The following is a 26,688-nucleotide window of genomic DNA, read 5'->3' as shown; positions in this document are numbered from 1 at the left end:
GGATGTTGCCTTTGGTCAAGATTTGGGCGGCCCGCTTTAAGTGGAAGTCGGGGGCGAGCCGCCCAAAGGGGGAGGACCCCGACTAGAACCGGTACGTCACGCTGACCCGGTAGGTTCGCGGCAGGCCATACCCGACAAATGTCCGGCCTGTACCCAGAAGGTCATCATTGACGGCACCGGTGATATAGTCCTTGTCAAAGATATTCTTCACGTCTAGCGAGACATCCCAACCGTCAAATGAGGAGAGCGTTACGTATCCGTTGGCAATCCCGTAGCTCGGCATATAGAGCCTGCTGAGGTTTTCCGGTGTCGTGAAGGACGACGCACGTGACTGGTATTCTGCCCTGAGCAGCAACTCAAAGGTTTCGCCAACCGGAGTGCTGTAATTGCCGCTAAACGCCGTTGTCCATTTGGGCGAATTGGGCAGTTCGTTTCCGGCGCAACTGGGCACAGCAGGCGTGCAGTTGGCGTACTCGTCAAATGTTGCATCCACATAACCGATAGCAGCATCGAAGCGGAACGAGGCTGAGGGCTGAAGCACCAGTTCAAGTTCTGCGCCCTTGATTTCAGCCTTGCCGGCGTTGGTAATCACGGTGCCGCCATTCAGGACACCCAGGAACTGGGACACCTGCAGGTTGCTATAGTCGGTGTAGAAGACTGCGAGATTGGATACCACCTTGCGACCTGCAAATTCAGCCTTCCAGCCGAGTTCGTAATTGATCGCCTTCTCGGGTTGGAACGCGAGGTCGTCGCCGGCGAAGACGCCGTCTCCATCCGGGCTGTTCACGGCACCGGCGATGAAAGAAGATCCGACGAAATCGGCGTTCCAGCCCCCGCTTTTGTAACCCCAAGTGACCTTGCCGTAGACGGTCATGTCCTCGTTCGGCTGATAGCTGAGGCCGACTAGGGGCGACAGATCATTGTCGCTGAGGCTGTCGGTGACACCCGGGATGGGTTCGAATACCGCTCCCGGCAGCAATGAACCGAGCTGGCTGTATTCAAGTGCTTTCTTCTCATGGGTATAGCGCAGGCCGGCCAAGAGGGTGAGCTGGTCCGTCAGGTGTACCTGAAAGTCACCATAGGCGGCGTAGCTTTTGGTGGTCACACCGCCAATGCTGTCGATATTAACGGGCGTTCCGCCTGTGAGAGGAAAATCCGCACCGAAGATGCCGCGGTGGAAGGCATTCGAGTCCTGCCACAGATAGAAAAGGCCAAGTGCATAATCGATAAACTGTTCCCCTGGGGAAACGAGGCGGATCTCCTGGGTGAACAATTCCTGCTCGTCTGCAAAGTCGGCAATCAGGATACTGGCTGCAGTATTGTCGTTGTCGTTTGCGGTGCGGTTCTCGTTCTTGCGGTAGCCTGTGATGCTCGTCAGTGTCGAGCCGTTGGCGAGTTCCAGGGAGCCTGTGAGACCAAGCCCTTGTATTGTGCGCTCCTCCACAGGGACATAGTCGTTGACGAGGCTGCGCGGGCCAGGAGCCGCAGGGTCGTCCAGCACTTCGGGGAAGGCCTGTGTGCGGTTCTCGTCCAGATAGTCGCCGCTCAGGTCGAAAGTCAGCCGCTCGTTAGGTTCAAAGCGAACCTGAACCCGGCCGCCCCAGGACCCTTCGTCGTTATATTTGTCGCCGTTCAAGACGTTTGTGACAATCCCGTCCCGGTCGCGCCCGTAGGCACTCACTCGTACCGCCAGCTTGTCGTCTACCACAGGCATATTCAGGGTTAGACTACCGGCAAGATTGTCAAAGCTGCCATACTCGGCCGAAACCTGCCCCCCGAACTCGTAATCCGGCTTCTTGGTGGTGATGCTGATGGCGCCGGCAATAGTGTTCTTGCCGAACAGCGTTCCTTGCGGCCCACGAAGGACTTCCACACGGTCGATATCGACAAAGTCTTGGTTAAAGCTGAGCGGTCGGCCCGTAAAGACGCCGTCCACATAAACGCTTACCCCGGATTCAAAGCCCACGTTCCGTGCATTGGTCGATATGCCACGAATCGTCAGGTTGGTATTGCTATTAGAGTTGGCCGCATCGGAAAGCGATACGTTAGGCACTAGCGCAACCGCATTCTTAACTCGCGCGACACCTCGCGCCGCCAGTCCGTCGCCTTGCAAGGCAGTCACAGAGATCGGAACATCTTGAAGGCTCTCTGCACGTTTGCGTGCGGTGATGACAATCTCCTCAAAGGAGAAACTGTCGTCAGTGCTGGACGCTGTTTCTTCCTCGGCAGACTGTGCATAGGCACCGGACAGGGAAATCAGGCTGCTCGCAGTGCCTGCCAACAGCGATAACCGAAGAAACTTTCTACCCGAGACAACGATCTTGCTCATGTTACCCTCCACTTGTTCCTCACCAGAGCGGGCAGTCGTCGTCCTGCCGCACTCCCCATGGGCCACGCTCGGCCCCTCCAAGAGGAAGTCTTTCATCAGGCGGGAGCGGTCGCATATCCCCAACTTAAGGGGGGTGGATAATGCTTTAACGTTATAGTTAGATTGTAACCTGTAGTGTAGCTTGGTTTGGCACTCAAGCGCGAGCGCAGGATGGAGGCTCATAGATGGACCAACAGCCACCAGAGCATAATTACACGCACGTCGGTCAAGGGCTTCCTGGCGAGGTGACCAAGATTCTGACCTCCATCCAGAATGTCGGTTTTCATGCTTTCATGTATTGTGTGAACAAAACCGATGAGACTGGTCTCGGTCTCAGCAACGCCCCTCAGTCGGTGTTGAGTTACGGTTTCCAGAAACTGTCGGCCCGCGACTGGGGCAAGGAGAAATACCAGCAGGACCCCATCCGCCGGCTGTTTGCAAACGGTATTCTCAAGTCGGGCACGACACTTCCTTTCGTCTGGGAAAACAATGATGGCCACCTTGATATCAGCGGGGAGCGGCTGAATGCCGATGAATATGCGTATCTGAAACATTGTTACGCCTGCGGGGTACGCACTGGCATCAATGTACCAGTCTACAGCCGTTTCAACAGGCTCGCCATCGTATCCTTCTATTCAGACCTGCCTGCCAAGAAGTTCCGAGACGATCCTGACTGCATGGCTCGGCTTTTCTATAGCAGTCATCATATCCACAATATGCTGGCCCATCAGGCGGGTAACGCAGACCGGAAAACAAACAAGCCCCTCTCGCCCCGAGAACTGCAATGCATGCAGTGGGCGGTGAAGGGCAAAAACTCGACCGAAATTGCGCAGATTCTGGGCCTGTCAAATTACACCGTTCGAGACCATTTCAAGAATGCCGCCCAGAAACTGGGTGCCTCCAATCGTGCACAGGCCCTGACCAAACTACTGCTGATGGGGGCGATCGAGCCCTGACCCCCCATCTGCGGGATGGCCCTCTCTGACGGCTCGCGTTCAATCTGTCTCCTCAGCAAGATATGCGAGGAGAGGTAGAGTGAAGATTGAAGTCAATGGTGTCCGCATCTTCTTTGATGTTGATGGGTTGCAATGGCCGGCTGACGGGCCACGCCTAAAAGAAAAACCCACTCTTTTGCTTGTGCACGGGGGACCCGGGTTCGACCACGCACCCTTCAAACCCTATTTCTCCCGATTCAATGATATTGCCCAGGTCGTTTACATGGATCTGCGCGCGAACGGTCGCAGCGAGAGTGGCCCGACCGAGAGCTGGACGCTGGACCAGTGGGCAGACGATGTGAGAGGTCTTTGTGATGCGCTGGACATTGTCTCGCCGATTGTGCTTGGAGTCTCGTTCGGTGGCTTTGTGACAATGAACTACGCACGCCGGCATCCGGGGCACGCCAAAGCCCTTGCTCTCATTAATACGGCCATCCATACCAACCTCGAACGAAAGCTCGACTGTTTCGAGAAACTGGGCGGCCCCGATGCACGGGCGGCGGCAGACGCATTCTGGCGCAAGCCCGAACCTGCTGCGGTCGAAAAATACATGCAGCTCTGCATGCCGCTCTATTCCCCTGCAGATCACGACCCCGAGGTTGCCGGGCGCGCCACCATGCGGCTAGAGTCCTTTTTCACCTTTGCAGGCGAAGAGAACGAGATGTTCTCCTATGACTACCGGGGCAAGCTGGATGATGTGACCTGCCCGGTTCTTCTTGTCTCGGGCGATATGGACCCGATTACACCGCCAGCCGACGCTGAGGAAATCGCGGCAAACCTGCCAAACGCCGCCACGCAGCTCAAGATTATCGAAGGGGCGGGTCATTCGGTCGAACGCGCCAAACCGGGAGAGTTTGAAAGCATACTTCGGTCATTCATCCATTTACTGGTCTAGTCCCTGAACTGAAGCGGGAGAATGCATTCGCAATTCCCGCTTCTTTTTTGCACGGTTTTCTTACCGGCCAGCCAGATCCAGCGCGACATCCACAATCATGTCCTCTTGGCCGCCGACCATTCGGCGTCTGCCAAGCTCGACCAGAATATCCCTGACATCCACACCATAATCCACCGCCGCCTTCTCGGCGTGTCGCAAGAAACTTGAATAGACACCGGCGTATCCGAGGCTGAGGGTCTCGCGGTCTACCCGGACGGGCCTGTCCTGCAGAGGACGGACCAGGTCTTCCGCGGCGTCCATGAGCTTGAATAAAGAACATCCATGCCGCCATGCCTTTTTGTCCGCTGCGGCGATGAAAACCTCAAGCGGCGCATTGCCTGCCCCCGCACCCATGCCCGCGAGGCTTGCGTCCACCCGGCACGCTCCTGCCGAAACCGCAATCATCGAATTTGCGACGCCAAGGGAAAGGTTGTGGTGGGCATGGACCCCCCGTTCGGTCTCCGGCTTGAGAACCCGGTCATATGCCTCAAGGCGCGCGCGATATCCGTCCATATCCAAGGCGCCACCACTATCGGTAACATACACACAGGTCGCGCCGTAGCTTTCCATGAGCTTCGCCTGTGCAGCAAGGGCATCCGGCTCGATCATATGGCTCATCATGAGGAAACCGACGGTATCCATGCCGAGGTCACGGGCAGCAGCAATATGCTGTCTCGAAATATCCGCCTCCGTACAGTGCGTCGCGATACGCACAGATCTGATCCCAAGACGATAGGCCTGCTTCAGGTCTTCGATCGTGCCAATGCCGGGCAGCAGAAGGGTGGTGACCACTGCCTTCTCCACCACATCGGCTGTGGCCTCGATCCATTCCCAGTCGGTACAGGCACCAAACCCGTAATTGAAGGACGACCCGTTCAGGCCATCGCCATGCGCGACCTCGATGGCGTCTACGCCGGCCTCATCAAGCGCTCGGGCGATCTTCATAACCGCATCGAGACCATACTGATGGCGCACGGCATGCATGCCGTCACGCAGCGTTACGTCCTGGATATAGAGATTTTGGTGAAGCGGATCGAAGGTCATTTTTCTACTCCAGCGGCGATGGACCGGCATGCTATCCTCTCAGCGGTCGCTAGCGCGGCCGAGGTCATGATGTCAAGGTTGCCTGCATAAGCTGGCAGATAATGGGCTGCCCCTTCAACCTCAAGAAAGACGGTGGTTTTCAAACCCTCGAACACACCGAGCCCTGGAATGCGCACGGGATTGTTGGACCCGAAACGCTCAAACTGAACCTTTTGCTTCAACCGGTAGCCCGGTACATAGGCCTGCACGCGCGTTACCATCCTTTCAACGGCAGCCGCAATACTGTCCTCATCCGCACCGGAGGAGAGCGCCATTACAGTATCCCTCATGATCATCGGAGGCTCAGCCGGATTCAGAACAATAATGGCTTTGCCCTTTTTGGCGCCGCCCACACTTTCGATTGCCTGCGATGTCGTTTCGGTGAATTCATCAATATTTGCCCGCGTGCCCGGTCCCGCGCTTTTGGAAGCGATAGATGCAACAATTTCAGCGTAGTGAACCTCAGCCACACTGGATATCGCCGCGACAATGGGGATCGTGGCTTGTCCGCCGCACGTCACCATGTTGACATTGGGTGCTGCGATATGCTCATCGCCGTTGACCACCGGCACCACATAGGGCCCGATGGCGGCCGGGGTCAGGTCCACCATTACCTTGCCGGCAGCCGTGACCGCGGCATTGTGAGCCGCATGGGCCGAGGCCGAAGTCGCGTCAAAGACAATATCGACATCTGCCCATTCCTTCATGCGGAGCAGGCCGTCCATTCCGCCCCAGGTAGTAGCCACACCCATGCGCTCAGCCCGAGCCAGCCCGTCTGACGACGGGTCGATACCCACGAGAACGGACATCTCAAGCAGGTCGGAAGTACGGATGATCTTGACCATCAGGTCTGTGCCGATATTGCCTGAACCCAGAATAGCGACCTTCTTCCTGGAACTGGTCATTGATTTTCCTCTTCGAAAGAGAAGGAGCAGGCGCCCAGCCCCCCAATCTGGGTGCGAACGGTGTCGCCGGTTTGCATGGCTATCATGGGCCCCAGGGCGCCCGTCAGGATGATATCGCCTGCCCTGAGGGTCTCGCCCCGCTCAAGAAGGGTGTTCGCGAGCCAGACCGCAGCGGCCATCGGATGCCCGAGACAGGCCGCGCCGGCCCCTATGGATGCCACCTTTCCGTTGACCTCGAGCACCATACCGCAACTATAAAGGTCAAGATTTTTAAGGGATCTACGATCTTCACCTAATACAAAAAACGCGGAAGAGCCGTTGTCGGCAACCGTGTCCGCGAAGGTGATCTGCCAGTTGCTGATGCGACTGTCGACAATCTCGATCGCTGCCACAGCGTAATCGGCCACCCGCAGGATATCGGCGATAGTGCAATGATCCTGGTCCAGATCCCTGGCCAGCACGATTGCAACCTCGGCCTCCGCCTTGGCTTGAATGACATCGCATGACCGAAGGACGCCGCCATCGGGGATGCGCATATCGCTGAACAGCACGCCGAAGTCCGGCTGATTGACCCCAAGCTGCTTCTGTACGGCTGTCGATGTGAGGCCAATCTTTCGGCCTACAATCTGTCGACCTGCCTGTTTCCAGTATTCGGTGTTCAGCGCCTGCACGGCATACGCGCCTTCGATATCATCAGGCGCGAGGCCATCCCGCAGGGGCGCAGTCCCTTTGGTGCCATAAGCTTCCCGCAGCCGTACCGCCAGTTGTTCAAGTGTTGTCATTCGTTGGTCCATTCCGTGATTTTGCGAAGTCACGCTAGGCAGCTTTTGCAAGATTCGCAATTTTCTGATCAAAGATATTCTCACAGTGTAAGAATCGCGAATAAGGATAGGCCAAGCGTAGCTGTCATGGCCATCCAGCAGAAGAGGGACGTGGTTTCATGACATCAACAGCAAAGGCAGTCGCCCTTTTTTCCCATATTGTATCGAATCCGGGTACTACCGTGGAAACTGCGGCGAAGGAACTGGCGCTGCCGGTGTCTACGGCATACCGTCTCCTTGTGCCCTTTTTTCGCGCCGGTCTTCTCGCGCGGCCGAAAAACGGCGAGGTCATGCCAGGTATCCCGCTCATGCTTTCGCTCTCGCAGGCTGATATAGCCGGCATATTGGGGGCCTTGGCCCGGCCTCATCTCGCCCGCCTCAGTAAAACACTGAAAATGACCAGCCATCTCGGCATCTTCGAAAATGATATGGTCACCTATCTCGTGAAAGTTCCACACGGGGAAGAGCAGGTGTTCACCCGGGAAGGCATGCAGCTTGAAGCCTATTGTTCCGCCATAGGCAAGGTTCTGCTGTCGGAATTGTCGACAGATAACCTCGCCGCTTATCTCGCTGGAGGGCCTTTTATCCGGTTGACTCCCCACACCGTAACCGATCCCCATCACATGCACAGCCACCTGATGGATGTATCGAGACAGGGGTACGCCACGGATATCGAGGAAATAAGCCTGGGTCTTCACTGCATGGCCATGCCGGTTTTCGGCCCGGCGAGACGGGCGCTTGCTGCGATCTCCGTTTCATGCGGGGATAAGGCGAAGTTGCTTGCTCCCTCGACTCGTGAGCAACTGAAACAGACTGCCGCCCAAATCAGCGGCGCCTGCCAGCCCGGCTTATAATCCCGCCGGGTATGGTGTGCTTATGTGCCCCGCAAGTGGGGGATTTCCCGCAGAGGCCTCAAGGCTAGCCTGATGCCATAGCAAACCGCATGAGGAAAGATGGGAGGTGGTGCTATGGTAGTTGCAGAAAAGGAATCGGCCTCAAGGGGCCATGTTGTCATTATCGGGGCCGGCATTGCCGGCCTTGCCAGCGCGCTCAAGCTGGAGGAGCTGGGCTTCCGTGCAACAGTGCTGGAAGCGACGGAGCGGCCCGGTGGCCGTATCCAGACCCTGCGGGTTTTCTCTGACAGTCTTTATGCCGAAGCCGGCGCCACCTATATCCCCGGCGTCCATGACCTGACGAACGATTATATCAAGCGATTTGAAGTCAAGCTCCATCCCATTCCCGAGGACAAGCTTTTCACATGTTGGACAATCGGCGGGCGCCGCGTCAGGGTCGGTTCCGTATCCGAAGATTGGCCGGTAGATTTAACGGAGGAAGAGCGTGCCCTTGGACTTGTGGGCATACTTGAAAAGTATGTCGGGGAAGTCGCTGCCGCGCTTGGCGATACGCGGGATCCGGCATGGCCCAGCGAGGATCTCCGCCCCTATGACGAAATGAGCTATTGCGATTTTCTCAGGAGCAGGGGCGCCTCAGACGGTGCAATCTCGCTTATCCGGCGAATATTCCCGGACATCCACGGAGAGGGTATCGAAAATGTTTCCGCGCTCTTTTGCCTGAGAGACTTCCTCAACGAAGGCGGTGGCTGGTCCCTGATCGAGGGTGGCAGCGAGACGTTTCCCAAGAAAATGGCCGCCGCACTTGAAGGACGCATTCATTACGGCGCTTCGGTCAAGGCTGTGGCACATGATGCAGAAAAGGCGACAGTTCACTATGAGCAGGGCGGCCAACACCGGGAGCTTACAGCCGATCGGGTGATCTTTGCACTGCAGTTCAGCGCCCTTAAAATGATCTCCGTCACCCCCGCTCTTTCAAGCGCCAAACAAACGGCAATAACCCAACTCGGCCATAGCTCGGTCACCCGTGTATTCCTCCAGATGAAGGAACGCTATTGGGGGGACAATGGACCGGAATATATGGGGATTTCAGATACGCCGGCCTTGGGGGTGCGCGACGCCACATTTGCGCTAAAAGGTCGCCGCGGCGTGCTTGAGTGCTACATCCCCGGGGTTGCCGGACGCCGCATTGCGGAAATGGATGCAAAACAGCAACTCGCTACTGCCCTCGAGTATATCGAGGCCGTGGTGCCAGGTGCCAGTGAGCATGTGGAACTCTCAGCGGTCAAAAGTTGGGATGCCGATCCGAATATTCGTGGCGGCTACGCCTATTTCCGGCCCGGCGAAATGTTCAGCCTCATGCCGCTGATCAATATTCCTGAAGGGGTGTTCCATTTCGCGGGCGACCATGCGTCCCCGTGGCCTTCCTGGATTCAGGGTGCTCTCCATTCTGCGCACCGTGTGGCAGACGAAATTGATGCTGCATTCAAATAAGTTCCCAACCGTGACAAAGGAAACCGACCATGACCAAATGGCCTGATGCCGATCCCGCCGATGTGAAATCCGTTGAGGCGGTGATCGCAGCATTCGATGACACACTCAGCTTTAATCCGGGTGCCTTCCTGTATAATGACGAGCGCCTGCGCTCGCTCTTTGTTCCAACTGCCAGCATTCTATGCCCGGCACCCTGGAACATCCAGCTAAGTCCACTTGAGTGGGGCGGTTTCTTCGCTCAGGCGGCAAAAGACCTTGGCTTTACCGAAACCGGTTTCGCCGAGAAAAATCATATCCGGAAGCTGACAACCATCGGCCATGTCAGCTCCGTCTATACATTCTACACGCTGCATTCACCGCCAGCCTCCGAGGCCGTGGGACAAGGGATCAATATGTGGCATATTGTGAACCTGAGCGGACGCCACGCGATTGCCAGCCTGATCTGGGAAGATGAGAGTGAAACGGCCGTCACACCCCCGGAACTGATGGCATAGGGTCCGCCAAGCGGAAGCGAAAAACTGGCAAAAGGCCCGCGTATTTTCTACTGCGGGCTTTTTCCGGCGGTGAGAATCGGCGGATGGGCGAGACTATTCCAACGGGCCGGGCAAGCTGCCGATTACAGCGCAAAGAGCCGCAAGGAATTCACCGCAGGCGAGGCCGTCAAGGGCGCGATGGTCCACGGTCAGCGATAGGCCCATGTAGGGCTTTGAGATCAATTCTCCATCAGTTCCCAGTTCCGGCTGCTTCCAGATTGCCCCTAGCCCCAGAATGGCCACCTGCGGCGTATTCAGAATGGGAGTGAAATACTTCACGCCCGTCATGCCGAGGTTGCTGATCGTGAAGGTGCCGCCTGTCATCTCCTCCACACTCAGCGCCCGAGCACTCGCACGCTCGATCAGGTCGCGCCTTGCAAGCGCGATATAGTCGACATCCTTTTCCTGCACGTTGAAGACCGCCGGTGCCATAAGTCCGTCCGGCGCAGCAATGGCGAAGGCGATATGTTGCGCATCCTGATAGTGAATGATGTTCTCGACCAGATGGGCATTGAATGCCGGAAAACGGCGCAGAACCTGGGACAGGCTTTTGCATATCAGGTCTTCGTAGGACACTCTCCGGCCCGCCTTTGAATAGGCTTCACGAGCCGTGATGAGGCTACTGACATCGCAGTCCATATGAAAACTGAGTTGTGCCGAACCTTGAAGGCTCTCCTGCATCTTGCGGGCAATAATGCCCCGGATACCCGCAAGCCTGACGTTTTTTGTGTCTGTCATGATCTATTGGTCAATCGTCGCGATGACCATGCCCTTTTTAAGCGGCACTTCGGCTTCCATCTCGATATGAATAACGCCCGAACAGGGCGCTTCTATCTCCATCTGAACCTTGGCGAGCATCATTTCCGCCACGACGTCACCTTCGGCCACTTCCGCACCATCATCCACGAGCCAGGCGGTAATGACCGCTTCGTCGTCACCCTGCCAGAAATCGTCTTCAATCTTGATCTGCATTACAGCTTCCTGCTTTTTAAACCGATACAACACTGTTCATCAGGCTGAGGACGGCCGCCTTCACCTTCTCCGCATTGGGCAACAGGAATTGCTCCATGGGACGGGCGAAGGGTACCGGTACATCCGGGTAGGCAATGCGACGCGCAGGGCATTTGAGCGCAATGCCGGCCTCTGCCACGCTGGCAATCACTTCACCTGTCCAGCCATAACTCAGGTGATCGTCATCGACTGCCAGAAGCCGCCCGGTTTTGCGCACCGATGCAAGAACGGTCTCCCGGTCAAGCGGCGCCAATGAGCGAAGGTCCACCACCTCGGCGGAAATGCCCTCCAGCGCCAGATCACGAGCCGCGTCAAGCGCATGGTGAACCGTATTGCCAAACCCTACCACCGTGATATCGCTGCCTTCCCGGGAAATGTTCGCCTTCCCGAGTGGCACTTCATAAACGGTTTCCGGCACATCCACGATGGCACCCTTGGCAGTGCCCAGCCACCCCATGCCCTGAAGGCTCTTGTGGAAGATGAAAATGACTGGATTATCGTCATTGATGGCCGCCGTCATCATGCCCTTGGCGTCATAGGCGTTCGAGGGCATCACTACCTTCAGCCCAGGGAGGTGGGCAAAAGTGGTATAGAGGCACTGGCTATGTTGGCCTCCGTCACTGTAGCCGCCGCCGGCAGAGGTCATGAGCACCATGGGAACGGCCTGCCGCCCACCGGAGAAATAGCTGTTTTTGGCGGCAAAATTATAGATAACGTCCATGCAGACGCCGAAAAAGTCGATGAACATCAGTTCGACAACCGGTCGCATGCCCATGACGGCAGCACCCGCAGCTGCGCCGATAAAGCCGGTTTCGGAAATCGGCGTATCGCGTACCCTGTCCGGGCCGTATTTGTCGAAAAGGCCGGTCGTGGTGCCAAACACGCCACCAAGCTTGCCGACATCCTCCCCCATGACAAATACGTCGGGGTTTGAGGTCATCGCCTGATCAATCGCCTCGGACATTGCCTTGGCGATTGTGAGTTTTCGTATTCTCTTTTTTTCGGCAGCCATCATATCGCCCTTCTCTCCACGGTTTAGTCGTGTCAGACAAAAACCTTTTCAAGCGCCTCTTGAACGGGCGCATAAGCTTCTGCTTTGGCAAAGTCGATAAGCTCTGCGACACAGGATTTTGCGTCTTCCTCAATCCATAAGAGGTCGTCACTGCTTGCGGCGCCAGCGTCGACCAGTTCCTGCCTGAACTTTGGGATTGGATCGCGGGCGAACAGGGCATCCTTTTCCCCCGCCGGCCTGTATGATTCTGCATCACCCATGAAATGCCCGGCAAGACGATAGGTCTCGATTTCGATAAGGCTGGGCCCCTTGCCAGCGCGGGCCCGCTCGATCGCTTCTCCTGCCACCTCGTAGATGCGAAGTGGATCGTTGCCCTCCACATGATAACCGCGGATACCGTAAGAAGCGGCCCGCACATCGTTATGCAGGACGGATGTCGCTGCGCCCTTGGGGACCGAAATGCCATAGGAATTGTCTTCAATGACGCAAACGAACGGCAGGTTCCATACGGCCGCAAGGTTCAGCGTTTCATGAAAAGCGCCCTGGTTCGCGGCACCTTCGCCGATAAAGGCGACAGCAATGCCATCTTCACCCCGCATCTTCCGTGCGAGCGCGGCGCCAGCCGCGGGGGCAAGACCCTCGCCAACAATGCCCGTACAGGCAAAATTGACGGCAGGATCAATCAGATGCATGTGCCCGCCGCGACCGCCCGCCAAGCCGGTCTGTTTACCGAAAATTTCCGCCGTCATTGCACGAAGGTTCACGCCTTTGGCAATTGCGATATGGTGTGGCCGATGGGTGGCTGTAACGACGTCGTGATCCAACAGATGCGCACAAACCCCGACCGCACAGGGCTCCTGGCCGTTGGAAAGGTGCATTTCTCCCGGGAGTGGTCCATTCGCCATATTGAAGAGCGGCTGCTTGCCCTCGAGATACGCCTCGGCAAGCGCTTCTTCGTAGCGGCGGCTGAGCACCATATGCTTGTACATCCAAAGCATCGTCTGAATGTCCGGTTTTCGTGACATCAACCAACCCTTCCCAGTTGTGCATTTTTCCCACCCTAGATGTCTGCATTAGAAGAGAATATCCCGCAGATGGTGGGGAGCGTATGTTCCTTACAGTGTCACTGATGTGGAAAGGCCGTGTTCGCGGGACCCGCCCTTTGACCTGCAACTCGCTTCGAAACAACATCATTGATCTAAAAATCAACGGGCACTAGCCCAACCATTTTGTCGAGAAGAACGCTTGAAACAATGGTACTTACGGCTTGGTTTTTTAGTTATTTTCACACAACACCCGACAGCAAAATTCAGCGAAGCGGAAATGCCTTGGATTAGCGTAAACGGGGTAAACTATGACAAATCAATATTATCGCCCATAAATAGTAGTGCAGAAGCGCAAACCTACATGCACAACCTCCATAAAGCTCATAAAAACATACTGCGAAAAAATAGTATTTTTCGCACAAGTTATTGATATTAAATACTTTTCATATATTTCAACGACTTATATTAAAATATAGGCTCCTGCGACATTGAAGTGGGTGCAGCTATAGAAATATCCCACCAACTCATCTACAGGTTGGATGAGTCGAACAATAATTGGAGGGATACATGGACAGTAGTTCTGCACTCGAACACAGGTTGAACCAACACTTACAGGACGTGATGACCGCGCTCGAGTTTCTTGATGAAGAGCAGGGCCGTATAGAAAAACAGATCGGCGATCTTCGGTCCAAGCTTTCGAAAACAGAAGATAAAAAAAAGATCCAGCAGATCCAACTGGAGACACTTGAAGCCCTCAGGGAGCCGGAGGACCTGCCTTCTGATGCAGACACACCAGCTCGCGGCAGATTGGGCCCGATGCAACAAGCTGCCCTGGATGCACTGCCGGAGCATCCAAACGCAGCGCTACCGGTTGCGACCCTGAAAGAGAAGCTGAACTCACAGGGGTATTCAATAAAAAGGACGCAAGACGTTCATAAGGTGCTCCTCAAACTGGAGGACCGGCACTTGGCCAACTACGTCAAAAGAGGGAGAGCACATTTCTGGTACAAAACTAAACCTTAACCGCCCAACTCATATGAGCAAAAAAGCCACTCGGAAATGGGGATTTCCGAGCAGCCTTTATGTTTAGTTCCGCAACCAATCTAAAGTGGAACTTCTCATAGCTTGCTCACTTTTTCAATCAAAACGTCGAATTTAATACGTTCGGCGAACGGAGAAGTTATGACTAAAATCCTTCTGCAATCAGAGTCCAAGGGACTCGTATTCGCTATTCTCTTTCGTATCCACAGGAAAAACACCGTCCAGATTGCGGACATAGCAGGATGCGCTAGATCCACAGTAGCTCGGAAAATGCGCCCAACACTGGCCAAAATTGACGGCATGAGCCCCGGGGAAAGCCGCTTGTTCAGAAGATGGGCGACGTCAATTTCTCAAAATGACCTTCTGGAGATCATCAGAAAGCCGGACCCAGCGCTATGGCACAGGCTTGGAGAGAGGCCTCCATCAACGGTGGCGTAGGTAGTCGGCAACAAACTGCTTAATTTCCGGCGCCGAATAGGTCGCATCTATATAAACGTAGAGGGACTGGGCAGACCGATGCCCGGTCCACTGCATGAGCTCCCGCTGAAGTGCCAGATTGTTTTGCAACGCTCTTGTAAACTCATCAGCGCTTTCAAATCTGTATCGCTCTCTTATCGCCACGAATATTTTCGTGATAAATCGATGCCTCAACAGGTGAGGAGACACCGCGCTCCTTAAGCCTGCGTGCCGCCCTAAATTTCTAAATTCTGCTGTGATTGTGTCCGTAGTAAGTTGGCGGCCTGTTCGCGCGTTCAAGAAGAGGAAGCCAGCATCCTCACCTTTAAACCCAAGTTGGCGTCTCAGTACACGACGGCTCACCTCAATATACTCGTCCACAAACTCCAGATCTGAGCGGTTCACTGGAATTTCGCGCATCTCGATACGATTACCGCCTTTCTTCAGTGAAGGAACCCGGAGCATGGGTTGCGAGAGCCGAAGCGCTCGCCGAATGTCGTGGGTCTTGATGCCGTTTAACTCCGCTCTTCGGCAACCCGTAACCTCAAGGAGCAAAATCATGGCGAGGCGCCGCATGAGTATAAAGTGGCTGCCGCCGCTGCATTCTATTGCGGCGGCCTTTAATGCTTCGAGTGAATCGGTTCCGATCGGTTTCTTATTATTTATCGGTTCAGGCGCAGGGAAGCTACGATGGTGCCATACAGCGCTCCACCCATGTCTCCTGCGGTCTTTTACCTGTCGAATTTCTGCATTTATTTTCCCCTGAGCTCCTACGAGAGGCGTGTCACACAGGTGTCGACCCAGAAAATCCAAAAACCTCAGTGCTAGGCGACCAATATTTAGAACGGTCGTCGCGTTTCTCTCGGGCACGGCGGGCTGGTGCGAGTTTCTTGAGAGTGAGAAGACAAAATCAGTGAAATCGTTATCGGTAAGGTCCAAAAAGTCCATGCCTCTCGAATAACAATACGTGACAAGATGGTTCACCTGAGAAGCGTAGGTGGTGATGGTACCTCCTCCGTCGATCGTCGATTTGTTATTCTCGATCAAATCGACCAAAAATGCGTTTGCAGCAAAACACCATCTGCCGTCGGGCCAATAAATTGGCGAAACTTTGCCGGCAAGAATAGTGCTAATAGTTCCGTCCGACCGTAATGCGAACGGGAGTTCAAAATTCGATTTAGCGCTTCTGGACATTTTTCAGGTCTACAACGTTGTCAAATCGGGCAAGCGCCTCATCCGTGCTAATGCCATGCATGAAAAGGGCAAGTAGCTCCCGTCGTAATTTTTGATAACGCGCCAGCTCCTTGCTGTCGCCACAACGCCTCACTACTTCCTCGAATTCACGCAAAATGCGCCGTATGCAATTGGTGGAGACCATCAGTTCGCCATGAAGGCTTTGTAATCTTTCCCGGAGCCGCGTGTTGGTTCGCTTCAGGTCACGAACGGTGTCTCGAGAAATGCCGGATCGAACATCGCGTTTTTTGTTCAAACGGATATGTACCGACCTGCGCAATTGCTCCAGCGCGAGAAACCCTCCCTCAAGCACAGCATCTGCCTGCCGTTTTAACGCGTTCAAGGACATCGCCATGTGGTGTTCGTTGGTAAAAGCCGCAAACTTTACCTGGGATGAAAGGGCATCAAGCACTGCTGTGTCATCAGTGTACTGATCAATCGAGTGGTTGATTGTCTCCAGCCACTCCTTGCGCGCAATAACGGCTTCTTTTCGCTGTTGAATTCTTGTCATACGCCGGCGTCCGACGGAGAGATTTTGACGCACATCCGGTATCTTTTCCCTCCTTCGCTCTCATAGAAGACCGGTTCGAGATCGACCGTACCATCTTCAAGCAGCGCCTCAAGATAGTCATTCAGCTCATTCTCGGTCAAAAGAGTAAACTTCTTCACGCCGAAACGCTGAAACATCAATGCTTCCAGGTCTTCTTTCCAAGGAGCGTCGTGCCCAACCATGGCACTAATCGTGCCCGCCTTGATTGTTCGCAAGACCTCGCCCGTCGTTTCCTCCGTGATATATCGGTAAAGATGTTCAGGATCGGTATGGGCAAGAAACCAACTCAAGGTATCCTCTCCGGACGGCGTGCCAGACCAGAAGAATGCCATCGCAAAAAAACGCCTGAGTTGGTGAGTGCGAATATAGTAGCGAGTTCCCGTACCATCGCCGGGCATGTCGAAAAAATCACAGAAGCGGTTGATGTGCACTTGAGATCTAACAGTAGCTACTGAAACAAGGCCAACACCTAGGACCTTGGGAACACAAAGAAACGGCACGTAAGCTGGCAAACATTCAAGCTTTATAAGCTCTGTCTGGAACTGCTTTATCTGTCCTATCATTTTGGAAACGATTGTCGGAACCGGCCTGATTTTTTTAGCCCGATATGGCCCAGCGCCAGATTTTCTGTTGTAGAACACGAGAAAGCTCTCGGTGGCATCGAGACAACGATCTACCGGCATGCTTAAAAACTCGGATATTCTGCGTGCCGATAAGGCACCGACTGTAATATGAATTGCGCCAAACAACACCTGAATCAGGTTTATCAGACCAGTCACTTGCTTCGGCTCGGCAGTTGTATGATGCGCTGTGGGTGACGTTCTATTGTCTAAAAACCAACCTGCGATAGCAAAATCAGACAAGCTATCAAAAGCCCCATCTTGTAGGGCAATCGCTAAAGCGTCATCATAGGAAAGGTCGGGCTGCTTTTTTCTTATCTTACAGCATAGGACATAAGCATTTAGCAGGTCAGACCCGTAGCGTAAGTAAAACTCCATGCCAGATCTCAACGCGTAGGTCACCACGCGATGTGGAACAGTCTTGAATCTACCAGTTTCGACCGCCTTGTTCGAAGCTACCTTCGTGGCGTCATCAATGTCTTGTTCTGTGATTCCCTCCAGACCCAGGTTCAAACGCACAAAAGCCCGGAGTGAAGCGGCATACCGGGCCAGCTCTTGTTTGAGCAACGGCCGCGCGCCTTGAGCTTTGACCGATACCGCGTCAAATCGTTCCACCTTGGGCATGGCCCGCCAAATTTCCAGCTCCGGCGGAGCGGGGTGATTAAATCCACCCTTGAATAATTCAGAGAAAACCCGATCTGCCAAACTCCTTCGCTTCACGGAGAAAAGCCGCTTAGGATCTCCGCGCTGACAATAAAGACCCATTGCCCAAAGGTACGCTCTGTAGGCGAAAATCTCGCCTTCGGACGAGGTCCACCAACGATCTTCCTCAGGTACCAAACCACTCAACAAAACTGGATGATCGCTTAAAATCCGATCCGCGTCGAAACCAACGATGCACCGATCAAGATAGCATTTCAGTTCGATCGGCCAGCGGTAAACGCTGAGACTGGAGCACGAGCTTCGGACAAGATCTTCCATCAAATTGCGAATGTCGTTGATACTTACGAGAGAGAGGCCAAACTTCGACAACTGAAATTGCTCGGCTCTAAGGAGAAAGTAGTCCATAAGCGCCAGTGTAGTAGAGATTTTCCTGTATCGAGACGTTCCCCTGAGTACGCCAACGTTGGTTTCACTTCGTTCAACTGCACTCACTATCCAATGCTTGAAAACATTGAGCAGGTCGAAATTTTGAGGCTCAAGCAGGCTACTGCCATCCTCCAGCCTCTTTCCGAAGTTAATTGACATCACACCTTGCTGACCCAGATCAATTATCCAATCATTGTCCGCAAACCTGCTGATCAACCAATTCGGTGATGGATCATTTTTGCCTGTGCCATTGACAAGAAACTCGATCTCTCGCTGAAATTTGATAGCTTCATTCATGACAAGAACCCTCGGATCAGAGATGGGCCCTTTTTATCGCGCACTGAAGCCAACATCTTCTGGATGTCCGGCCTCAAAAACTCGGCGCTTTCAATGTGCGAAATCAATTTATCTGCGAATTGGTGCCAGAAATGGAAAGTTCTGCCTGCAGCTTCCGCATCCGCCTCGGAGACCTGCGACAAGGCACAATAGATACCAAGTACGTCCTCATTGATGCCTACAACCACATTACCCACCTGACCGATAGTTTCATCGACGGTGATTTCTTCGTCTGGGAAAGTGATGGCATGGTTACGGAGAAATGCATCCATCTCCGCAACACTCTGAAAACCGGAAGCTTCCATTAAGTAATCAGAATCTTTCATGACTTCGCAAACGATCCCCAACTGAAAAATACGAACCCACCGTTCTTCAAAGAAACGCCGGATTGGCTCAGGGAGATAGTGGTCGATCAGTGCGGTCTTGAACTCTTTGTGGCCAAGGGCGCTTGCCATAGCGGAGATACTGGTTGTGCGTAAGTACTCAAGCGTTGCCGCGCTTGCTCTTAGGCGTGTCAGGGTAAAGGCATGAGCCAAGCGTTCGGTTACAGAGTTCGGAGCTCCAAGTTCTTTCATGTCCGCAGAAAATTCCCTGCGCAACTCATGGCGGTAGGAAATCTCATCATTTTTTATCGGCTTTGGCGGGGCAAAAGTGTTTCCCGATCCTAGAAAAAGGTAACGCCAGTTATCGTCTCCTTTCTTCCGCAAATAATCTCTTAGAGGCTGAGTTACTTGAATTGCTTGTTGTACCAATGCAGATGTGCGCTCATTTAACTGCGTTGATTTTTGTGCGTTGCTCGACCCCGCTCTGGGTTTATAGCTGATCAAAAACGCCTGTCCGTCTCGTTCTTGATATCCGGTCATATAGCCGTTCTTATCGTACAATTTCAGAGACAGAAGTGCTGACCGGGTGAGGGCTGGATGCTCAATTGTTAGAAGAGCGCAATATGCCAAAATAACCCTGGTGGATGGCATACCGAGCTCTCGTGCCGCCGAGACTCTATTTTCATATAGCTGCTGCAACCCCAAATCGTCGCCTGTTAGATATCCGTGCTCTTCAAATGTCGCGGCCATGTCGTTAGCAACATGAGGATTGGATGACGAACGCCGCCAAGTGTTCGGCATTGACCTCTCGACAGTATGGGACGACATGTGGCGTGGCAGAGGAATGGCGACGCCTGTTTCAGCCAAGCGTTTTCGGCGCACGACGTTGTCCCACACGGTGCCGGTTACAAATTCAGCCCAACTTCTTATCCAGCCAACATCTTTCTCAATACCGTCAAAGAGTATTTCAACGGCATTGCGATCTGTAACCTCCAGAGGTACCTCAGTAATGAGCTTTGCTTTTATTTTTTCGCCAGACGTGCTCACTCGAACATTTGTGTCAGCGCCGCGAATACGTTCTCCGCGGGGCATTGGAAATTCCCCTTCAGGGCGTGCCAGCAAACCGGCGGGTATAAGGTAATCCTGAATAAAAGTCCGAAACTGGCATCGCCATTCAATTGCAGCAGATGCATACTGTTTGGGATTTTCCGCATTCTTGGATTCCGAGAGGAATCGGACTAATAAGGTACGTAAAAAAGCTGCCGCGTGCTGTGGAGACTTCAAGTCTTCAAGCTTCCCCTCGGCACCCCATTCCGCATAGCCGTCTATCAGAGCTTGCCAGGTACCATGTAAGCCCCGTTGCCTAGTTCGAAAGAATTCATCCAACGTTGCATAGAGCTTCTTTGTGAAATCCTTTCCACATGTGGACAATACTTCTTGCAAAGGAAAATACCTTCGAGAGCCAGACTTAGAGACCGACGGCCAACCCTTCCAATATTCCAGCAACTCCAGATCGAAAGGCAAATCATGTAAATCCTGCGCAACCGCTTCACGATACTCATCGGGATACTTCAGTGACAGGCGAAGTGGACTGGTATCCACATAGTTTAGGGCGTTGGCACATTGGAGAAAATATCGTGCCATAAGCACGTTACCATACTCGCTCCGGTCAAACATTTTTCCCTGAAAAACCAACACGCAGTATTGCTCTACAATCTGCCTGTTTGATGCGGAATGCTTTGCTGATTTTTTCAGTGTTCGATCATATAGCTGACAGAAACACTCCAGCCCAATGAGGGCTAAAGACATGTTATCCGAAAACCAGGGTACAACGGTTGCTACGGTATTAATAAAGTCAGCGCGTACGTCCGCAGGGACGTTCTTGTATTCGTAATTACGTAGATCGTGGCGCTTGCCATTGATGATGCTCATAAGACCTCCAAAATTAAAAGGTCTACCCAATAGGAACATGTTTTTTGAAAAAGCAACACGTGCACCCAAAAAAGTGCGTTGCATGTGCCGAGCCGAAAAGAAAAAATGGACCATCGTCCATTTTTTTACTGCTGCTGGAATAAACTAATTAATTGCATTGTTTAATGTTTTTGGAGAATGGACGAGCGTTCAAAAACTTTAAAGTTCCAGCTCATCGAGGAAGAGCACCCCATTGTGCGCGAGCGAGACTTCGCCGGGTCGTGCTTTCTGCCCACCACCAATAAGTGCCGGTTGGCTTGCGCTATGGTGGGGCGAACGAAAGGGCCGTGCGCGGCTGATGCGCCCGTCCTTGAGGAGCCCCGCGACCGAGGCAATCATGCTTGTCTCCAGCGCCTCTGTTGGCGTCAGCGGCGGCAGTATTGAGGGCATGCGCGCCGCCAGCATGGACTTGCCCGAACCGGGCGGCCCACACATGAGCATATTGTGCCCGCCCGCCGCGGCGACCTCGAGTGCGCGTTTTGCGCTTTCCTGCCCTTTAATGTCGGCAAGGTCTGGCAGGTCACGCTTATCAAGCTCGGGCTTGGCCTTGGGTTTGGGCAACATCTGGTTGCCGCGGAAATGGTTGATCAGCGCCAAAAGGCTTGCGGGTGCGAGCAGATCATTGCTTCCAGCCCAGGCGGCCTCCGCGCCTACGGCTTCAGGGCAAATGAAAGCAGCGTCTCGTGCATTGGCGTGAATGGCAGCAGGCAAGGCCCCCGCCACCGCGCGAATGCTGCCATCAAGCCCCAGTTCCCCCATCACGACAGCACCCTCAAGCGAGTCGCTTGGCAGTACATTCATGGCGATGAGAGTGGCGAGGGCGATGGGCAAATCGTAATGACTTCCCTCTTTGGGAAGATCAGCGGGCGAGAGATTGACGGTGATACGTTCCGCCGGTAGCGCAAGACCAATGGCGGACAGCGCCGCCCGCACCCGTTCGCGCGCTTCGGACACAGCCTTATCAGGCAACCCTACAATGGTGAAAGACGGCAGGCCGCTTGCGATCAGCACCTGCACTTCAACGGGGCACGCCTCGATGCCCTCAAACGCCACAGTCTGCACAGATGCAACCATAAAGCCCCCACTTCCCTATGCTCGGTAGTGGAGATTAGAACAAACAGGAAACGAATGCCAGCCGAAAGAATCTATTCAGCCCGCGCGCGGTTGATCGGAGAGGAAGGCCAGCAGCTGGTCAAGCTCGCGGTCGGTCAGGCGGCCAATACGCTGGGCAAGGAGATTGGCGGCGCGGGTGGCGCGTTCGTCCATGCCGCTCGTATCGATCGTGACCTTGGGTTTCGAGAGCCGGGCAAGGTCATGCAACCGCTCGGCATCGTCCCAGATAAGGCCGAAATACTGGATCACCTTCTGCATAAAGGCCCACGAGGGTGCGCCGCGTTTGCCGTGCTCGAGCGCCGAGAGGTAAGCCGGGCTGACATCAAGCGCGCTCGCAAGCTCCGCCTGGGTCATGCCGCGCGCGTCCCGAAGGGCACGGAGTTTTTCACCAAACGGGGTCATGTGGACCGGTCCTTCCGGCTACCGGGCATACGCCGTCTGAGGATGACATAAAGCGCACCGTCACCACCATGGTCGGGCGACGCGGTGCCATAAGACTGGATGAAGGGTTTGAGGTCCGGCCCCTCAAGCCACAGCGGCACCATGCGCCTGAGCACACCGCCAAGCTGGTCAAAATCCGCTCGGGTACGGTAGGCCGCAGGTGTGGCGTCAAGCTGGTTGAAGCGCCTGCCACCTTTGCCCGTGACCACCAGAAGTGTTTTGTCGCCGCGCTTGATTGCGCCCTCAATCGTGCGTTTGAGGGTTGCAAACGCACGGTCCTGCGTCATGCCGTGCAGGTCAACCGACCGGTCCACCTCCTGCCGGCCGGTCGCGATCTGGCGCTGCATGCGGCGGTCAATGCTGTTGTCAGGCTTCGGTGAAGGGCGGGTGTGCCACTCCATCGGCAGGCTTCGTGTCTCTTCCTGAATGTAGATTTTCGGCAGCGGCGCGAGCGGCGGCGCATCACCACGCTTACCCAGCGGCTGTACACTCTCGGTTACCTTCTGCCAGATCTCCCGGTCCCGCGCGGATAGCGGGTCCTTCTTCCTAGCCACCGTTCTGGCTTTCAAGAAGCTTGGCGGCAAGCGGCGTGGGCAGCAGCAGCCAGTAGCGGCCCTTGTTGGCCATACGGCCGGCGATTTCCTCCGCCTCTGCGCCAAAACCCCAGAACACATCACCGCGGATTTCACCGCGGATGGCGCCGCCGGTGTCCTGCGCCACCATCAGGCGCTCAAGCGGCAGCGGTTCCGCCTCCCGGCTAGTAGGGTCTGGGTATGTGGCTGAAAGCCAGACGGGTACATGAAGCGCAAGGTGGCTCATGTCCACTGCGAGCGAGCGGCCAGCTGTCAGCGCCACATTGGCTGAACCAAACGGCCCGTCGCCGTCTTCAAGCAGGCGGAAGAATACGTAGGACGCGTTTGAGTTCATAAGTTCATCCACGCGGCCCGGGTTCGCTTCAAGCCACGCGCGGATTGCCTGCATGGACATCTCTTCGCGCGGGATGGCGCCCTCGGCAATCAGTTGCCGCCCAATGGCAGTATAGGCGTGACCGTTCTGGCTGGCGTAGCCCACACGCACGAGGCGGCCATCTTCCATCAGCACCCGGCCGGAGCCCTGAATATGCAGGAAGAACGCATCAACCGGATCATCGACCCACAGGAGCTCAAGGTCGCGACCATCAAGTGCGCCGGTGGCGATGGCTTCGCGGTCATAATAGGGCACAAGCCTGTCGCCCTGAACTCGGCCTGCGATACGGCGACCCTTGAGGTCGGACCGGAAGGCACCGAGGTCCACGCTCACAAGCTCTGGCGGTTTCACGTGAAGCGGCGTGCTGTAGCGCTCACTTTTCGCCATGCTGCCCTTGAGGAGGGTTTCATAATAGCCGGTGAACATGCCTGCCGTGTCACCGCCGAGCGAGACTTCAAGCGGCTGGAACGCACTTTCAAAAAAGCTGCGCAGGTCGCTTTCCGGCCCGGCGGAAAGGATAACCTCACACACCTCGGCCCAGTCGCCCATTGTGCCTGCAATCTTGGCGCCAGGCAGCGTCCGCGCATCCGGTTGGCGGCGCATGCTATCACAGCTTTTACGGAGCGCGGGCAAGGCTTCATGCAGGTCATCCGCACGCCAGCCCGGCAGCTCTGCAAAGGGCACAGCGCGGAAATGCAGCCCCTCGGGCTTTTTGTCCATCATCAGAAAAAGCGCCACCAGAAACGGTAGCGCTACAAGGGCGAGGATGCCGAGATATCGGAAAACGCGGCCGGCCATCGTTAGCCTGCGCGGGTGGCAACCAGAAGCCAGTTCGGGTCGCGGGATTTGGTGTCGCGCGCGAAGGTCCAACGGTCGTTGACTTCAACAGCGTCCGAGAGGTCACCTTCCACAAGATTGCCGTCCGCATCCTTGGTGACGGCGATCAGCTCGGCCTTGAAGTGCACAGTGATCTCGGCAGTGCGCCCTGTCAGCTGTGCCTTGATTATGTTGGCTTCGTCAATATCGATCAGCTTGTTTTCAACCCGGTAGCCGTTCTGCTCACGCGCATCAAGCGCCGCGGAGAACTGGTTGAAAACGCCGTCATCAAGGAATTCCTTCAGCGTGTCGCGGTCCCCGGCCCAGAAAGCTTCGAGGATCATCTCATAAGCTGCGCGGGCACCTTGCACAAAAGTCGGCACATCAAAATTGTGGTCCGCACGGCGAATATCCTGATAGCCGCGACGCAGGCCTGCGTCTTCTTCCATGTCGATGACGTTATCTTCGCGTGCCGGCGCAGTGCTGCGCTGGTTCGCTGCAGTACCGCCCTGTTCACCACCATGGGACGCACGAGGTGCGGCAGGCGGCAACGGTTCGTTGCCTGTCTTTTTACCCAGTTCCGAACGCAGCCGGAGGATAATGAAACCGGCAAGCATAGCGAGAAGAATGATGTCTAACATGATGTCCTGTCTATCGGGTTCAGCCTAAATCTTGTCCATTTAAGACAACATACTATTGAAGATGCGGCCACTTATGCCCTTATAGATAGGCGGAATTGAGAGAAAGAACAAGGAATGCCCTTACTCATATTGTTGTTAATTTTGGCGATCCCGGTCGTTGAACTGTCTATCCTCATTGATGTTGGCGGCGAGATCGGTGCCCTTCAGACGGTACTGCTGTGCCTTCTGACGGCGGCTGTCGGCCTCAGCATTGTGCGAGCACAGGGGCTTTCCACGCTCAGGAACCTTCAGGGGCAGCGTATCGGCACACAGATTGTGCACGCCGGTTTCCTTGCCCTTGCCGGGTTTTTCCTGCTGATCCCCGGTTTCATGACCGACTTCCTTGGCGCCCTTCTCCTCATTCCGCCGCTCAGGCTTTGGCTCGGGCGGGGTATTACGCGCTGGATGATGACCAACCGGTCAGACACCATACGGCGCAACAACATCATCATTGAAGGCGAGTTCTGGAGTGATGGGGAGCGCGTTCAGGACGTCGAGGTCCTGCCGCCGGAGAAAGCCGACACTGATAGGCATAACACAGACCGGCCAAAAAATTAGGAAATCCGCCACTTCCGGCATAATTGCTTATTGTTCAACCGTTCAAACCGTGCTAGCCGTTTGCCCAGATTCGCCAACCCAGGTGGTTTGGGGGGGTGGCAGACAAAAAAGAGTGACAAAATGGCTGATAATGAATTTGGGAATGACCAAACGCCAGTAGGCGGCCCGGCACCGGCTGGTGCGGAAGGCCCGCAAGCAGGCGTCATTGCACAATATGTAAAAGACCTTTCGTTTGAAAACCCGAACGCCCCGGCAAGCCTTCAGGCTCTCGCTGGTGCAAAACCGGCCATTGACGTGAACGTCAATGTCGGCGTTCGCAAAATGAACGATGAAGTTTACGAGGTTGAGCTGAAGATCTCCGCCAAAGCAACGGCACCAACCACCGACGGTGGCGAGCAAGTTGCTTTCGTGGTTGAGCTTGCTTACTGCTCCCTTTATGGCATCCGCAACGTTCCGGAAGAGGCACTGAAGCCCTTCCTGCTCGTGCAGGCGCCAATGATGATGTTCCCGTTTGCACGCCGCATTATTGCGGATGCAAGCCGCGATGGCGGGTTCCCGCCGCTCCTTCTGGAGCCAATCAACTTCGAAGCGCTTTACCGTGCCCAAACGGCACAGGAAGCGCAACAAGGCGGGTCAGCGAATGCTGGCGCGTCAAGTAGCGAAGACCCTGCCCCGATTAATCTCAATTAATCAGGCAGTAAATTTTCCGAAATGCAGGCCGGCTGATGGGTTTATCTCATCAGCCGGTTTTCGTTTGTGAAGGCCATCAGGCCGCAAAATTACCCACGGCTGCGCGCCGTCGGTCCAGCCGTTCGCGCATGATGGTACCGACCGCCGCGACGATCTCAGGCTCCGCTACATCAGGGTGACCACCAACAAAGGGCGGCGCCGGGTTATATTCAAGCCCGAGCTGGATCATCTTCGCCACCTGTTCACCCACAAGCTCTGCCGCGACGGAGATGGCAAAATCGATCCCCGCGGTCACGCCGCCGCCCGTGATACGGTTCCGGTCCTTGACCACACGGCCTTTGGTCGCGACCACGCCGAAGTGGGACAGCATGTCTACCGATGTCCAGTGCGACGTGGCTTTGTAGCCCTCAAGGAGCCCTGCCGCGCCAAGGATGAGCGAACCGGTGCAGACGGACGTGACATATTTGGCGCCGTCACCCTGCTTCTTGAGGAACGACAGGGTTTCTGTATCACTGAAAAGAAAATCCACATGCGGGCCACCGGGCACACAGAGCACATCAAGCTGCGGGCAGTCGGCAAACGTCGTGTCAGGTAGGAGCCGCAGGCCTTTGTCAGCCGTGACGGCATCAATGGACTTGGCAACAAGGTGAACCTTTGCGCCCGGTACTTGCGAAAACACTTCAAAAGGCCCGGCAAAGTCCAGGTTGGTCATGTCGGGGAATAGCAGGAAGCCAATGGTGATGCTCATGATC

General features: G+C 55.0%; 25 protein-coding genes and 1 pseudogene. 8 read left to right on the top strand and 18 right to left on the bottom strand.

Annotation, left to right across the window (positions count from 1 at the left end; translation table 11 throughout):
- Positions 1–82: 82 nt before the first annotated feature.
- Positions 83–2,329: a TonB-dependent receptor gene (locus tag B150_RS0104165; RefSeq protein WP_020398631.1), complete on the bottom strand. Its 2,247-nt coding sequence runs from the start codon at positions 2,327–2,329 to the stop codon at positions 83–85.
- A 224-nt stretch (positions 2,330–2,553) separates the two neighbouring features.
- Here B150_RS0104165 and B150_RS0104160 point away from each other — a divergent pair, with 224 nt between their 5' ends.
- Complete coding sequence (locus B150_RS0104160) at positions 2,554–3,324, top strand: helix-turn-helix transcriptional regulator (RefSeq protein WP_020398630.1); 771 nt, start codon at positions 2,554–2,556, stop codon at positions 3,322–3,324.
- A 79-nt stretch (positions 3,325–3,403) separates the two neighbouring features.
- Entirely contained in the window at positions 3,404–4,258 is an 855-nt protein-coding gene (locus tag B150_RS0104155) for an alpha/beta fold hydrolase (RefSeq protein WP_020398629.1), read from the top strand.
- A gap of 60 nt (positions 4,259–4,318) precedes the next feature.
- Here the strand turns inward: B150_RS0104155 and dmpG are convergent, their stop codons facing one another.
- From dmpG to B150_RS0104140, 3 genes are read right to left on the bottom strand one after another with little or no spacing between them, the layout of a single operon-like run.
- Positions 4,319–5,341: a 4-hydroxy-2-oxovalerate aldolase gene (gene dmpG, locus B150_RS0104150; protein ID WP_020398628.1), complete on the bottom strand. Its 1,023-nt coding sequence runs from the start codon at positions 5,339–5,341 to the stop codon at positions 4,319–4,321.
- Positions 5,338–6,285, bottom strand: coding sequence for an acetaldehyde dehydrogenase (acetylating) (locus B150_RS0104145; protein WP_020398627.1), 948 nt, complete (start codon positions 6,283–6,285; stop codon positions 5,338–5,340). Before B150_RS0104145 ends, dmpG begins: the two co-directional genes overlap by 4 nt.
- Positions 6,282–7,067, bottom strand: coding sequence for a 2-keto-4-pentenoate hydratase (locus tag B150_RS0104140; RefSeq protein ID WP_020398626.1), 786 nt, complete (start codon positions 7,065–7,067; stop codon positions 6,282–6,284). Before B150_RS0104140 ends, B150_RS0104145 begins: the two co-directional genes overlap by 4 nt.
- A gap of 158 nt (positions 7,068–7,225) precedes the next feature.
- Here B150_RS0104140 and B150_RS19670 point away from each other — a divergent pair, with 158 nt between their 5' ends.
- From B150_RS19670 to B150_RS0104125, 3 genes are all read left to right on the top strand, one after another.
- Entirely contained in the window at positions 7,226–7,960 is a 735-nt protein-coding gene (locus tag B150_RS19670) for an IclR family transcriptional regulator (protein ID WP_020398625.1), read from the top strand.
- A 114-nt stretch (positions 7,961–8,074) separates the two neighbouring features.
- Entirely contained in the window at positions 8,075–9,451 is a 1,377-nt protein-coding gene (locus B150_RS0104130) for a flavin monoamine oxidase family protein (RefSeq protein ID WP_020398624.1), read from the top strand.
- A gap of 29 nt (positions 9,452–9,480) precedes the next feature.
- Positions 9,481–9,945 carry a hypothetical protein gene (locus B150_RS0104125; protein ID WP_020398623.1) on the top strand — a complete coding sequence of 155 codons (465 nt, stop codon included), beginning with the start codon at positions 9,481–9,483 and terminating at the stop codon, positions 9,943–9,945.
- Positions 9,946–10,038: 93 nt separating this feature from the next.
- Here the strand turns inward: B150_RS0104125 and B150_RS0104120 are convergent, their stop codons facing one another.
- Genes B150_RS0104120 through B150_RS0104105 form a run of 4 tightly spaced genes read right to left on the bottom strand, consistent with a single transcriptional unit; the run spans position 10,039 to position 13,032 of the window.
- On the bottom strand, positions 10,039–10,722 hold the full coding sequence (locus tag B150_RS0104120) for a 2-oxo acid dehydrogenase subunit E2 (RefSeq protein WP_020398622.1): 684 nt from the start codon (positions 10,720–10,722) through the stop codon (positions 10,039–10,041).
- A 3-nt stretch (positions 10,723–10,725) separates the two neighbouring features.
- Complete coding sequence (locus tag B150_RS0104115; RefSeq protein WP_020398621.1) at positions 10,726–10,956, bottom strand: lipoyl domain-containing protein; 231 nt, start codon at positions 10,954–10,956, stop codon at positions 10,726–10,728.
- 16 nt (positions 10,957–10,972) lie between these two features.
- Complete coding sequence (locus B150_RS0104110; protein WP_020398620.1) at positions 10,973–12,010, bottom strand: alpha-ketoacid dehydrogenase subunit beta; 1,038 nt, start codon at positions 12,008–12,010, stop codon at positions 10,973–10,975.
- Between the two features lie 29 nt (positions 12,011–12,039).
- Positions 12,040–13,032, bottom strand: coding sequence for a thiamine pyrophosphate-dependent dehydrogenase E1 component subunit alpha (locus B150_RS0104105; RefSeq protein WP_020398619.1), 993 nt, complete (start codon positions 13,030–13,032; stop codon positions 12,040–12,042).
- 588 nt (positions 13,033–13,620) lie between these two features.
- Here B150_RS0104105 and B150_RS0104100 point away from each other — a divergent pair.
- Positions 13,621–14,076 carry a hypothetical protein gene (locus tag B150_RS0104100; RefSeq protein WP_020398618.1) on the top strand — a complete coding sequence of 152 codons (456 nt, stop codon included), beginning with the start codon at positions 13,621–13,623 and terminating at the stop codon, positions 14,074–14,076.
- Positions 14,077–14,517: 441 nt separating this feature from the next.
- Here B150_RS0104100 and B150_RS0104090 read toward each other — a convergent pair whose 3' ends face one another.
- The 9 genes and pseudogenes from B150_RS0104090 to B150_RS0104050 form a co-directional block, all read right to left on the bottom strand.
- Positions 14,518–15,744: a tyrosine-type recombinase/integrase gene (locus tag B150_RS0104090; RefSeq protein WP_020398616.1), complete on the bottom strand. Its 1,227-nt coding sequence runs from the start codon at positions 15,742–15,744 to the stop codon at positions 14,518–14,520.
- On the bottom strand, positions 15,728–16,294 hold the full coding sequence (locus tag B150_RS0104085) for a hypothetical protein (RefSeq protein WP_020398615.1): 567 nt from the start codon (positions 16,292–16,294) through the stop codon (positions 15,728–15,730). The genes B150_RS0104090 and B150_RS0104085 overlap by 17 nt, the downstream gene beginning before the upstream one ends.
- Positions 16,291–18,339, bottom strand: coding sequence for a hypothetical protein (locus B150_RS0104080; RefSeq protein WP_020398614.1), 2,049 nt, complete (start codon positions 18,337–18,339; stop codon positions 16,291–16,293). The genes B150_RS0104085 and B150_RS0104080 overlap by 4 nt, the downstream gene beginning before the upstream one ends.
- Positions 18,336–20,633, bottom strand: a complete 2,298-nt coding sequence (locus B150_RS0104075; protein ID WP_040565138.1) for a hypothetical protein — start codon at positions 20,631–20,633, stop codon at positions 18,336–18,338. Before B150_RS0104075 ends, B150_RS0104080 begins: the two co-directional genes overlap by 4 nt.
- Before the next feature lie 207 nt (positions 20,634–20,840).
- Positions 20,841–21,746: pseudogene (locus B150_RS19665) on the bottom strand (YifB family Mg chelatase-like AAA ATPase); the annotation flags it as partial.
- A gap of 75 nt (positions 21,747–21,821) precedes the next feature.
- A complete protein-coding gene (locus B150_RS0104065) occupies positions 21,822–22,187 on the bottom strand; it encodes a helix-turn-helix transcriptional regulator (protein WP_020398611.1) in 366 nt (121 codons plus the stop codon).
- Complete coding sequence (locus B150_RS19660) at positions 22,184–22,780, bottom strand: Smr/MutS family protein (RefSeq protein WP_020398610.1); 597 nt, start codon at positions 22,778–22,780, stop codon at positions 22,184–22,186. The genes B150_RS0104065 and B150_RS19660 overlap by 4 nt, the downstream gene beginning before the upstream one ends.
- Complete coding sequence (gene mltA / locus B150_RS0104055) at positions 22,773–23,990, bottom strand: murein transglycosylase A (RefSeq protein ID WP_020398609.1); 1,218 nt, start codon at positions 23,988–23,990, stop codon at positions 22,773–22,775. Before mltA ends, B150_RS19660 begins: the two co-directional genes overlap by 8 nt.
- Positions 23,991–23,992: 2 nt before the next feature.
- On the bottom strand, positions 23,993–24,649 hold the full coding sequence (locus tag B150_RS0104050) for a Tim44/TimA family putative adaptor protein (protein ID WP_020398608.1): 657 nt from the start codon (positions 24,647–24,649) through the stop codon (positions 23,993–23,995).
- Positions 24,650–24,763: 114 nt separating this feature from the next.
- Between B150_RS0104050 and B150_RS22130 the strand changes: the two genes are divergently transcribed.
- On the top strand, positions 24,764–25,246 hold the full coding sequence (locus tag B150_RS22130) for an FxsA family protein (protein WP_025897542.1): 483 nt from the start codon (positions 24,764–24,766) through the stop codon (positions 25,244–25,246).
- Between the two features lie 120 nt (positions 25,247–25,366).
- Entirely contained in the window at positions 25,367–25,936 is a 570-nt protein-coding gene (gene secB, locus B150_RS0104040) for a protein-export chaperone SecB (protein WP_020398606.1), read from the top strand.
- 76 nt (positions 25,937–26,012) lie between these two features.
- Here the strand turns inward: secB and B150_RS0104035 are convergent, their stop codons facing one another.
- Positions 26,013–26,684, bottom strand: a complete 672-nt coding sequence (locus B150_RS0104035) for a DJ-1/PfpI family protein (protein ID WP_020398605.1) — start codon at positions 26,682–26,684, stop codon at positions 26,013–26,015.
- Positions 26,685–26,688 lie beyond the last annotated feature (4 nt).

The organism is Kordiimonas gwangyangensis DSM 19435 = JCM 12864 (assembly GCF_000375545.1).
Classification (GTDB): domain Bacteria; phylum Pseudomonadota; class Alphaproteobacteria; order Sphingomonadales; family Kordiimonadaceae; genus Kordiimonas; species Kordiimonas gwangyangensis.
This window is presented reverse-complemented; position numbering and strand designations above follow the sequence as displayed.

Excerpts from the sequence above, each read along its gene's own strand:
- B150_RS0104165 (WP_020398631.1), bottom strand. The coding sequence starts at position 2,329 with ATGAGCAAGATCGTTGTCTCGGGTAGAAAGTTTCTTCGGTTATCGCTG.
- B150_RS0104160 (WP_020398630.1), top strand. The coding sequence starts at position 2,554 with ATGGACCAACAGCCACCAGAGCATAATTACACGCACGTCGGTCAAGGG.
- dmpG (WP_020398628.1), bottom strand. The coding sequence starts at position 5,341 with ATGACCTTCGATCCGCTTCACCAAAATCTCTATATCCAGGACGTAACG.
- B150_RS0104145 (WP_020398627.1), bottom strand. The coding sequence starts at position 6,285 with ATGACCAGTTCCAGGAAGAAGGTCGCTATTCTGGGTTCAGGCAATATC.
- B150_RS0104140 (WP_020398626.1), bottom strand. The coding sequence starts at position 7,067 with ATGACAACACTTGAACAACTGGCGGTACGGCTGCGGGAAGCTTATGGC.
- B150_RS19670 (WP_020398625.1), top strand. The coding sequence starts at position 7,226 with ATGACATCAACAGCAAAGGCAGTCGCCCTTTTTTCCCATATTGTATCG.
- B150_RS0104130 (WP_020398624.1), top strand. The coding sequence starts at position 8,075 with ATGGTAGTTGCAGAAAAGGAATCGGCCTCAAGGGGCCATGTTGTCATT.
- B150_RS0104125 (WP_020398623.1), top strand. The coding sequence starts at position 9,481 with ATGACCAAATGGCCTGATGCCGATCCCGCCGATGTGAAATCCGTTGAG.
- B150_RS0104120 (WP_020398622.1), bottom strand. The coding sequence starts at position 10,722 with ATGACAGACACAAAAAACGTCAGGCTTGCGGGTATCCGGGGCATTATT.
- B150_RS0104115 (WP_020398621.1), bottom strand. The coding sequence starts at position 10,956 with ATGCAGATCAAGATTGAAGACGATTTCTGGCAGGGTGACGACGAAGCG.
- B150_RS0104110 (WP_020398620.1), bottom strand. The coding sequence starts at position 12,010 with ATGATGGCTGCCGAAAAAAAGAGAATACGAAAACTCACAATCGCCAAG.
- B150_RS0104105 (WP_020398619.1), bottom strand. The coding sequence starts at position 13,032 with ATGTCACGAAAACCGGACATTCAGACGATGCTTTGGATGTACAAGCAT.
- B150_RS0104100 (WP_020398618.1), top strand. The coding sequence starts at position 13,621 with ATGGACAGTAGTTCTGCACTCGAACACAGGTTGAACCAACACTTACAG.
- B150_RS0104090 (WP_020398616.1), bottom strand. The coding sequence starts at position 15,744 with ATGTCCAGAAGCGCTAAATCGAATTTTGAACTCCCGTTCGCATTACGG.
- B150_RS0104085 (WP_020398615.1), bottom strand. The coding sequence starts at position 16,294 with ATGACAAGAATTCAACAGCGAAAAGAAGCCGTTATTGCGCGCAAGGAG.
- B150_RS0104080 (WP_020398614.1), bottom strand. The coding sequence starts at position 18,339 with ATGAATGAAGCTATCAAATTTCAGCGAGAGATCGAGTTTCTTGTCAAT.
- B150_RS0104075 (WP_040565138.1), bottom strand. The coding sequence starts at position 20,633 with ATGAGCATCATCAATGGCAAGCGCCACGATCTACGTAATTACGAATAC.
- B150_RS0104065 (WP_020398611.1), bottom strand. The coding sequence starts at position 22,187 with ATGACCCCGTTTGGTGAAAAACTCCGTGCCCTTCGGGACGCGCGCGGC.
- mltA (WP_020398609.1), bottom strand. The coding sequence starts at position 23,990 with ATGGCCGGCCGCGTTTTCCGATATCTCGGCATCCTCGCCCTTGTAGCG.
- B150_RS0104050 (WP_020398608.1), bottom strand. The coding sequence starts at position 24,649 with ATGTTAGACATCATTCTTCTCGCTATGCTTGCCGGTTTCATTATCCTC.
- B150_RS22130 (WP_025897542.1), top strand. The coding sequence starts at position 24,764 with ATGCCCTTACTCATATTGTTGTTAATTTTGGCGATCCCGGTCGTTGAA.
- secB (WP_020398606.1), top strand. The coding sequence starts at position 25,367 with ATGGCTGATAATGAATTTGGGAATGACCAAACGCCAGTAGGCGGCCCG.
- B150_RS0104035 (WP_020398605.1), bottom strand. The coding sequence starts at position 26,684 with ATGAGCATCACCATTGGCTTCCTGCTATTCCCCGACATGACCAACCTG.